The organism is Marivita sp. (assembly GCF_020055635.1).
Taxonomy (GTDB): domain Bacteria; phylum Pseudomonadota; class Alphaproteobacteria; order Rhodobacterales; family Rhodobacteraceae; genus Marivita.
In genome coordinates, this window is the sequence record NZ_JAIPUT010000103.1 from 1 (window position 1) to 7867 (window position 7867).

Sequence of the window (7867 nt, forward strand, 5' to 3'; positions counted from 1 at the left end):
GGCGACCTGTCGATCAAAGTCTCGGGCCATGAGGCCTTGGCCAAGGAGTTTGACGCAGTTTATCTTCGTCTCTGCGCGACTTCGGCGATGGTAGCCGGTCAACTTTCGCCAGAGTGCCCGTCCGAGATATTTGCAGGCTCTCACAGCTTCGTTTCGCGCAATAGCTCCCGCCGTGGTTGGCTTCCAAAGTTGGGCATTTTTACGCGGCGGGATGATGGCTGCGGCCCCCCGATCAGCAATCACATTGTGGCATCTGCGCGTGTCATACGCCCCATCAGCGGTGACCGTGGCAATCTCTTGATCGGGCGGGACCTGTTCCAGCAGGTCGGGCAGCATAGGTGCGTCGCCGACATTGCATGTAGTGACACCAACCGCACGGATCTCCAGTTGTCGCGTAGCCCTTAATTGTGAGATGAGAAATCCAACGAAATCAACGGCCACTCTTTGCCCTTAAATATGAGATTTTGCCTTTAATTCGGGAGTGGGCAAAAGCTGGTGGTCAAGCGGCCCGCTTTGAGACGGCTAGCCTTCCGTCAAGCACAGCGGCCCGAGTGATGGCAACCCGATGCGCGCCCCGCGGTGACCATCTCATGCGCCGCCGCTTGCCCATGCGGGTGTTGCCGATGTCATCAACACAGCCTTCTGCCCGGGACGACGAAACTGCGAGGCCATTCCGGTGTCGATGGCCGTAGTCCACGAGCGCGTCGACGTTGTTCGCAAGGTAGGAATAGAGGTCCTGGCACCGAGATCTGACGCGCTTGGCCGCTTCTCGTAATTCTCAGGTTTGGGCGCGCAGACGATCGCAATCGATCTGAAGAACTTTGAGGATTGTCGCGGCGGTCATCACTTTGCCATGCCAAAGGTACCGCCCCGGAGCCTCGCGCGGTCGCTTTCCGTTCGAACCGGTCCACGAGAAGCATGTGCGGCACAGTTAGGGCACCCAAAGGCGCCCATCACGTTGCCATCGTGCCGGCCGCCGTTCTCGATGGACGATTGACCAGCGCATACCAAAGAGCAGCCTGACCCCCAGGTTTTGCCCACTCCCCCGGAAGACCCGGTTGGTCAGATGGAGGGCAGGGTTGGAGCATAGGCTTGCCTCACCCAGGCTGGGGGATCCGCCCTGACCCGGACAAGATGACCTCGATCAAATGTCAGGACGAGCTTGGGGTTTTGACCCGCCACGGAGTTGTCGTAGACAAGGCCAATATCCGCGAGACGCACTGCCTCGCGGATAAGAGGTGCCGAGCGATCGTATCGTTCGCGGATCTTGGTTTCGGGCACTCCGTGCCCACCGGCTTCGACGCGATATGTGACGCGCGCCACCGCGAGGTCGGCGCTATCCACCCCGATATGCATCACCCAGACAGTATATCCTCTGACGCGTGCCTCTCTAACCAGCTCGAGCTTCGACGGATGCGAGAAGACCGTCTCGGCAACGAGATCGCCTCCTCTGGAGATGATCTCCGCCCGTCGCTGCGCCGCGATTTCCGCGGCCTTGTAGGAGGCTTCCGGGCTGGCATCGCCAAGCTCATGGCGCTGGATGACGTCGGCATTGATGAAAGGACCCGCGAATGCCGGTGCCACGCGGGTCTGGTAAAGGGTCGACTTGCCGGCGCCGTTGGGGCCGGCAAGCAGGATCATTGTCGGATTCATCCGTCGGTTCGTGAGTCCGTACGGACAATGTTCCCGGAAGCATCAAGGCCTACGGCTTTGCCGCTCTTGCGGAGTTCGATGAAGAAAGCTTCTTCGTCGGGTCCGGGTTCCGACATCTTCTCCAGGAACCTCTCTGACCAGACGGCCTTTTCCTCCGCAGTCAGGACACCAGTTTCGAGCTCTCCTGCGAGCACCCGCGAAATCCTGGCATGGTCAAAGCTGCTGGATCTCTCGATGGCACGACCGATCCGCGCCCAGTGCATGATCTGCCCTGCGAGTGAACGGCTCTGGAGCCCGGAAACGGCGCGCGCCTCATCAACGAACGCATCGTCGGCAAACTTCACGGATTTGGCCATTGGTTACCTCCTGAAGCAAAAGGTAGCGTTTCGCTACCTTGATGTCAAGGGAGCGCCATCCCATCAGCACCACCGCGCCCTCCGCCGCGCATATGCAGTGTCAGGGTCTCCCCCCGATCTTTCCTTGGCAGGTCCATGATCAGCCCGTCGCGGACGATCCCGCTCCAGGCACACCCCGGCTGCGCGCCGCCGCGGCGTACCCGTCGCAAGACCGCCCCGAGACGGCGCCGTCTCAGCCGAGCCTGCGCTCGACGGTGGCCCTGCGCCGGTAGACCGGCGCGCAGCCTTCGCAAGGGTCGCACGTGTTCGACCTCGTGCGCCTCGACCGGGAAACCCTGGCCGGACGTCCGCTCTGCTGCGCGCCGCAAAGCATTTGTCCAACCCTGTCTCCGGTTTTCGGCTCGTGTCCGTGACACACTCAGTATCTTGATCGACTTGCTCCCGGCAAAAAGCGCTCAGGCACGATTTCCGAAAAATTTCTCCTTGCGAAGGCATCAAGCGCTTCTGCGCGCGTGCGATGTCCCGGACCGCGCCGGTCAAGGGTCGTGTCGCTGTCATTGTCGATATACCAGCGGTCGATCCTGTCGTTGCAGGTTCCGCAGAAGCCGCCGCGGGCCAACGAGTAGCCGGTGTAGCGCCCGGCCAGGCAGATGCGGTTGCCGCGCGCGAGGGTGAATGAAGTCGTCATGGTTGAACCTGTTCCTGTTTCCCGGCGGACGGTGCCAGGAGTCGTTATCCGTCCTGCGAAAGAGATGGGACAGAACGACATGCACCAAAAAATTTCAGCTCTGTCGGAGAGCATCCAAAGGACCTGTCGAGCGCATGCTCGATCCCTGACTGGGTCCGCAGCACCGCAGTCAGCTCCCCTCGGCGACCCGCGGAAGAGGTCCGGCTCTCCGGCAATGTGCGGAAAGAAAAAGGAGAAGGAGAAGAATTTTCCGCCCGGCAGCTTTTCCGTCATTCAGGAAAAGACGCCACCTCTTATCCAAGCGCCCCTGGGCGCAGCGCCGATATCGCCCGACCCGCAGAGCGGGAAATTCATGTTCACACCATACCAGAAAAGAAAGGAGAGGCCAGATGAACGATCAGCACTCCCATCAAACCCAGTCGCAAATGATCTCCGAGGACGGCCCCATCCAGACCTTCAAGATGGAGCATGGATCCGGCTACATCACGTACAGCGTCGAGACGCTTGACGGACGCGCGTCGCTCGTCAGCCTGGAAATCATCAAGTACTACGGCTGGGCCGCAAAGCTTTCCGTAGGGACAGGGACACATGCGTGGCTTATAGCCCCAAGCCGCTTCGGTCTCTCGACCCCTGAAAAACAGAAGTGGCTCACGAGGATCACCGGCTTCGTCTCTCAGGTGCTCGAGGACCTCGAGGGGGCTGCATGGGCTCTGCGGCAGACGGAGTTCCCCGCTCGTGCGCTGGAGGACCTCGCTCCCGAGGAGCAGGCAGAAATCCGGGCGGAGCTGCCAAAGGCCTTTTCCGCGTCTCCGCAGGTCCGGGCGATGTTCGGGGAATGTCTGCTGGAGATGGCACGGCTCTTTCCCGATGCGCGGGAGATCCTCCGCGAAGGGCGCGCTGAAGCCGCCTGCGACAGGCGCCTCAAAAAACAATATGACAAGCTTCCAGAGGGTATGATCCTTGCCTGTCGGCGCTCGGCGGCAGCGGTGGGCATCGTTTCGCACAATGACCTTTCAAGCCGGAAAAGCCTGATCACATGGCGCACGCGGGACGGCAAGATCACTTATGTGCTCTCACCCGGACTGCGCCGGGAATTCTGCCTGATGACGGCAGAACGGGCCCGGGCGCTTGCGCCCGGGGTGCTGTCCAACCACGAGACGCTCCAGGCACTCCGGCAGGCAGAGCAGGTCGCCGCGCTCGTTCCGGATCTCGCGTAGCATCTCCGAGGGAAACTGCGGGGCAGCTTGCGAGAGCCCGGCCCGGTGTTGTCACGTTAACGGGCGTGAGGTTGCTGGTGCATTGATCTGGGCTTAGGGGATTTCGATGCAGACATTGAAAATCAACTACAAGCGCCACCGGTTTCCACCTCAGATCATCGCTCATGTTGTCTGGCTCTACGTCCGGTTCAACCTGAGCCTGCGCGAGGTCGAGGAGATGATGCTGGCACGTGGCGTGGACGTTTCGTACGAGACGATCCGGCGCTGGACCGTCAAGTTCGGCCCTCTGATCGCCCACGTTCTGCGGCGACGGCGGCCGCGCCCCGGCGATGTCTGGCACTTAGACGAAGTCGTCGTGAAGATAGCGGGCCGGTCATACTGGCTGTGGCGCGCGGTCGATCAACACGGCATCGTTCTTGAGGAAATCCTTCAATCCAGGCGAGACAAGCGCGCTGCAAAGCGGCTTTTCGTCAAACTGATAAAACGCTAGCGCTGGTCGCGGAGATGGCGCTCGCGCGCTTCCTTCTGGCGAATGTCGAGCCGCGCATCTCGGCGGCCGCCCGGCCGTGCGCCGCACCGCCCGGCTCTTCGAAGCCATGACCGGGGCGCGCCGGATGACGCCGTGCCTCCGCCGCGGGATCCTGGACCTCCATCGCCTGCTCTCCCTGCAAGGGGGTGGACGACCCGGAGAGTTTGGAGGCCGCCTGCTTCGCGCAGCTCGACCCGGGTTCGGACCTGGTGGCGGAACTCTGCCGCCTCGGCGACGGGCTGCGCGACCACCTGGAGGCGCTGGCAGAAGCCGCGCCGCATCACCGCGATCTCGCCCGGGCGCTTGGCGCCTGAAGGCGCGCGCGATCGAGCCCGGACTGCCTGCCGCCGAGCAACCGCGGGCGTCCGCCGTGGCGCCCGCGTCCCTCTCCGGAAGGCGGGGCCCGATCCGACACAACAAGAGGAAAGTTCATGTTCGACCCGCAACTGGCCAAGGAATCCCGCGTCTTTTTCTTAGGTGTTTCAATGATTTGCAGAATTCATGACGCAAAATCCCCACCAAATGACCCATTTTCTCCGCGACATGACGCAGGATCCCCGCGAAGCGACGCAATTTCCCCGCGCGATGACGCACGTTTCCTGCGGGCGGTTTCGGGGTGTCGTCCCTTCGAGCGGACCGGTGCGCATTCCGTCGGCGTCGCTCGGCGGGCGGGACTGGAACTCCCGCCGCATGAGCTGTTCTGACGGGGTGCCGCGGAACGGCGGCGCGGCAGCCGGGGCCGGAGACCGCGACAGCCGACCTATTTGCGTCCGCCGGTTTTTCCGTTCGGATCGAAGCGATCCTATCTTCTGCTCGGGCACCCGCGGGGCGCCCCGTCGTCCGACCGGGCGGCGACATCAGATGAACAGGAGGACAGCATGTCCCACCAAACAACCAACGGGCCGGGCGGTGTGCCGCTGGGCGAGATCCTGGATCTCGCCGACAGTCTCGGCCGGCAGATCGCCGCTCTCGGCATCACCGACCCGGACGACAGGAAGACGTTCTGCGTCCTGCTCGGAGAGGCCCTGACCGACGAGTTCCTGTCGACAGGCCTGGCCGAGCAGCTTCTTCCCTATCAGGAGCGGCTCGCCAAGATCGCCGGCTCGGCAATCGACGCATGCTTCACGACCGAAACCCTGCCGCTCTGTGCCGCCCTTGGCGCCCGGTCGGGGCCTGCGATCGAGATGCCGGACGTTAAGGCGGGTACGCGAGCACTCATCGTGAGCTTCGTCATGATGCGGAAGCTTCTTGGACTCCCGGCCTCCGACTTTCTCGACCTTTTTGTCTGGGTTCAGACCGCTCTGCTCCTGTCGACGTTTCTCGACGCGCGTCCGGGTTTGGCCGCCGGGCTCGGGGTCAGGCGTCCAAATAAGCGCAGCAGGCGCCGCCGTGTCATCCGGCATTGACCGCACGGGTCATTGGAAAGGGCGTCCCGGACGCGGGCCGGACCATGTCGCGCAGGGCCGCCAGTCACGCGGCGGGCGGCCTCGTCCCTCCGCTGGGAGCGGCAAACCGCCCCCACGGACATTCGATCACATGACTTGCCGCGGCGATTTGGGACGAGCCGCATTTTTCCCTTTGTCCCCTCCGCAACGAGAAACGCGGAGGTCGGGAGCGTGGGAAAGAACGGAAAATCCAGAAGTTCGGAACGAGGCTGTGCCGCGTCGCTGTCGGCACGGCTCGAACCCGTTCTTCTGGCGGGCGGCGGCTGACGGGCTGCTGCTGCCGGTCCGGCGCGGTCGCAGCGTGCTCTACCGGCTGGCGGAGGTGTTCGCCTTCGAGGGCGGGCCGCCGCTTGCGGGGTGGGACGCGGCCTACAGGGTGGACCTGATGCTTCCCGAGGAGGTCGGGGCGCAGGTCGCGCGCGGTCGTGACTGGGTCCTCGACCGGGCCCGGTCCGGCGAGCTGCCCTGCCGCCGGGTGGGCTCGCAGGTCCGCTTCGTGCCGGCCGAGGTGGCGCGCTGGCAGGAGAGCTGGGCGTGATCCCCGGCTCCGTGCCCAAGCCTGTGGCCATCGCCTCGGAGCACCCGTCCCGAACGGAAAACTCTGCGATTTCGGGTCTTTCGGGCCTCTCGAACGGAACGGCTGCGCAGCTTTATGGGGCAAATCTGCGGGACCGTTTCGTTCATTTGCCGGTGCATGAACGCAACTCCCCTCCGATGAACGGAAAAACCCATGACTGAACGTACTGACCGTCTCGATACCCTTCTCGATGTCTATCTCCGGCTGCCCTCGCTATATAGTTCCGCCTCGGCCCAAGCCTACCGGTCGGCGTTCCAACGGGCAAGCGGCTGACCGGGAAGCGGCTTGCGCAGATCCCGGCCGAAGTCGTCGAATGGGAGCGCCTCGCCGCCCGGATCGTGTGGGCCGGCGAGTGCACCCGTGCGAGGACCCCCGAGGCCCGGCAGCGGGCCTTCGATGGCTTCGTGAACCGGATCTCCGCCGCAATCCGCCGGGCGCCGGAGGTGGCAACGCCGCAGACCGTGCCCGGCGACGTGATGGCGGACTGGGACGCGATCGCGGACTATGTCGCGCTGGCCGAGACTAGGTTCGACGCGCGGGGTGACCAGCTGTTGCCCACCCAGTCCACCCTGTCGATCGCGAGCCTGCGGGCCAGGCTCGGCCATGTCCGTCCGGCAGAGATCGATACCGCGGAGGCCATCGCTGCGCTCCGCGCGCTGCCGGCAGTTTCGCAACGCCATCCGGTTTCTGAACGGGCTCATCGCGACGCGGGCGCGCCACGCGCCGATCGCGCGTCTGCTGCCGTCCACGCCCGTGGGGGACCTGCCGACGCTCCGCGACCGTCCGATGGACTGGTCGCGCTGCACCGAAGCGTTCCACACGGACCTGAGCCGCGTCGTTGAGCTTGCGATCCGGGGCGCGCGGGAGCGGGACCGGTTCGGCGGACGGCTGGGCCGCGACCCGGTGGCCGAGCGGCGCCGGGCCACGCGGCGCTCTCCTGGCTCGCCCGGCACGCCTTCGCGGATCGGGCAACGGTCTACACCTTCGGTCGCGTCGAGGACCTGCTGACCGGGGACAGTGTCGCGGCCGCCGTCGACCGGTTCGCCGCACGCGCGAAGGCCGACGGGGTCCTCAAGGTTCCCAACACCACCAGCTCGATCGAGGATCTGCGCTTCGACCTCTACGCAGTCGAAGTTTCGAATGTGGGCTCTCCAACAATGCCGAGCAGTTCCGGGCAGCAGGGTGACCGAATGGAGGCGGCAGTCACGGCTGCGGGGATCGCGGCCAGCGAGGAGAGAGGCGCAGTCTCTGCGCCTCTGGCCATTGGCGGGGCAGGGGGGCTGCGCGCTGGCGGCCCACCCGCTGACCGTCTGGCGCGATGGCTTGACGGGATGGAAACCGCCTGCCTAACTGGAATGCGGCATCTTGACGATATCGAGGCATGGTCAGCGCGGGCAGACAC

Annotated in this window: 10 protein-coding genes and 4 pseudogenes; 8 read left to right on the top strand and 6 right to left on the bottom strand. The window is 64.4% G+C overall.

Annotated features, from left to right (window positions below):
- The 5 genes and pseudogenes from LCF60_RS22590 to LCF60_RS22610 all read right to left on the bottom strand — a co-directional run.
- Positions 1-393: pseudogene (locus tag LCF60_RS22590) on the bottom strand (IS5 family transposase); the annotation flags it as partial.
- A 106-nt stretch (positions 394-499) separates the two neighbouring features.
- Positions 500-865, bottom strand: a pseudogene (locus LCF60_RS22595) (ISKra4 family transposase); the annotation flags it as partial.
- Positions 866-1062: 197 nt separating this feature from the next.
- Positions 1063-1641 (bottom strand): zeta toxin family protein, encoded by a 579-nt coding sequence (locus LCF60_RS22600; RefSeq protein ID WP_292294798.1) that lies wholly within the window; start codon positions 1639-1641, stop codon positions 1063-1065.
- Positions 1642-1649: 8 nt separating this feature from the next.
- Positions 1650-2009: a hypothetical protein gene (locus LCF60_RS22605; RefSeq protein ID WP_292294799.1), complete on the bottom strand. Its 360-nt coding sequence runs from the start codon at positions 2007-2009 to the stop codon at positions 1650-1652.
- A 418-nt stretch (positions 2010-2427) separates the two neighbouring features.
- The gene (locus LCF60_RS22610; RefSeq protein WP_292294800.1) at positions 2428-2697 is read right to left on the bottom strand and encodes a hypothetical protein; all 270 of its coding nucleotides are present in this window, start codon (positions 2695-2697) and stop codon (positions 2428-2430) included.
- 389 nt (positions 2698-3086) lie between these two features.
- Between LCF60_RS22610 and LCF60_RS22615 the strand changes: the two genes are divergently transcribed.
- The 6 genes and pseudogenes from LCF60_RS22615 to LCF60_RS22640 all read left to right on the top strand — a co-directional run bounded on the left by LCF60_RS22615 (position 3087) and on the right by LCF60_RS22640 (position 6626).
- Complete coding sequence (locus LCF60_RS22615) at positions 3087-3914, top strand: hypothetical protein (protein WP_292294801.1); 828 nt, start codon at positions 3087-3089, stop codon at positions 3912-3914.
- 106 nt (positions 3915-4020) lie between these two features.
- Positions 4021-4401, top strand: a pseudogene (locus tag LCF60_RS22620) (IS6 family transposase); the annotation flags it as partial.
- Positions 4402-4589: 188 nt separating this feature from the next.
- On the top strand, positions 4590-4757 hold the full coding sequence (locus LCF60_RS22625; protein ID WP_292294802.1) for a hypothetical protein: 168 nt from the start codon (positions 4590-4592) through the stop codon (positions 4755-4757).
- A 564-nt stretch (positions 4758-5321) separates the two neighbouring features.
- Positions 5322-5849: a hypothetical protein gene (locus LCF60_RS22630; protein ID WP_292294803.1), complete on the top strand. Its 528-nt coding sequence runs from the start codon at positions 5322-5324 to the stop codon at positions 5847-5849.
- 250 nt (positions 5850-6099) lie between these two features.
- Positions 6100-6426, top strand: a complete 327-nt coding sequence (locus tag LCF60_RS22635; protein WP_292294804.1) for a hypothetical protein — start codon at positions 6100-6102, stop codon at positions 6424-6426.
- The gene (locus LCF60_RS22640) at positions 6423-6626 is read left to right on the top strand and encodes a hypothetical protein (protein WP_292294805.1); all 204 of its coding nucleotides are present in this window, start codon (positions 6423-6425) and stop codon (positions 6624-6626) included. The genes LCF60_RS22635 and LCF60_RS22640 overlap by 4 nt, the downstream gene beginning before the upstream one ends.
- 341 nt (positions 6627-6967) lie before the next feature.
- Here the strand turns inward: LCF60_RS22640 and LCF60_RS22645 are convergent, their stop codons facing one another.
- Entirely contained in the window at positions 6968-7105 is a 138-nt protein-coding gene (locus LCF60_RS22645; RefSeq protein ID WP_292294806.1) for a hypothetical protein, read from the bottom strand.
- Positions 7106-7218: 113 nt separating this feature from the next.
- Here LCF60_RS22645 and LCF60_RS22650 point away from each other — a divergent pair, with 113 nt between their 5' ends.
- Together LCF60_RS22650 and LCF60_RS22655 are read left to right on the top strand one after the other, a co-directional pair.
- Complete coding sequence (locus LCF60_RS22650) at positions 7219-7473, top strand: hypothetical protein (RefSeq protein WP_292294807.1); 255 nt, start codon at positions 7219-7221, stop codon at positions 7471-7473.
- Positions 7474-7637: 164 nt separating this feature from the next.
- Positions 7638-7867 (top strand): annotated as a pseudogene (locus LCF60_RS22655) (hypothetical protein); the annotation flags it as partial.

Coding starts and splice junctions, on each gene's coding strand:
- LCF60_RS22645 (WP_292294806.1), bottom strand. CDS start 7,105: ATGGCCTCCGCGGTATCGATCTCTGCCGGACGGACATGGCCGAGCCTG.
- LCF60_RS22600 (WP_292294798.1), bottom strand. CDS start 1,641: ATGATCCTGCTTGCCGGCCCCAACGGCGCCGGCAAGTCGACCCTTTAC.
- LCF60_RS22630 (WP_292294803.1), top strand. CDS start 5,322: ATGTCCCACCAAACAACCAACGGGCCGGGCGGTGTGCCGCTGGGCGAG.
- LCF60_RS22615 (WP_292294801.1), top strand. CDS start 3,087: ATGAACGATCAGCACTCCCATCAAACCCAGTCGCAAATGATCTCCGAG.
- LCF60_RS22610 (WP_292294800.1), bottom strand. CDS start 2,697: ATGACGACTTCATTCACCCTCGCGCGCGGCAACCGCATCTGCCTGGCC.
- LCF60_RS22605 (WP_292294799.1), bottom strand. CDS start 2,009: ATGGCCAAATCCGTGAAGTTTGCCGACGATGCGTTCGTTGATGAGGCG.